This window comes from Merdimmobilis hominis, assembly GCF_016901855.1.
Taxonomy (GTDB): Bacteria; Bacillota; Clostridia; order Oscillospirales; family Ruminococcaceae; genus Paludihabitans.
This window is the reverse complement of sequence record NZ_JACJKY010000095.1, coordinates 1-222: the sequence shown is the minus strand read 5'-3', so window position 1 is coordinate 222 and position 222 is coordinate 1. Positions and strand designations below refer to the sequence as shown.

Below are 222 nucleotides of genomic sequence, written 5' to 3'. Positions count from 1 at the left end.
TCTTGCGTAGCAACTAGCAACAAGGGTTGCGCTCGTTGCGGGACTTAACCCAACATCTCACGACACGAGCTGACGACAACCATGCACCACCTGTCACTCAGTCCCCGAAAGGAAAAGCTTAATCTCTTAAGCGGTCCAAGGATGTCAAGACCTGGTAAGGTTCTTCGCGTTGCTTCGAATTAAACCACATACTCCACTGCTTGTGCGGGCCCCCGTCAATTC

The 222-nt window shown here is 51.8% G+C and carries 1 rRNA gene; it reads right to left on the bottom strand.

What is annotated here, in order from left to right:
• Positions 1 to 222: ribosomal RNA gene (locus H6A12_RS13230) — 16S ribosomal RNA — on the bottom strand; the annotation flags it as partial.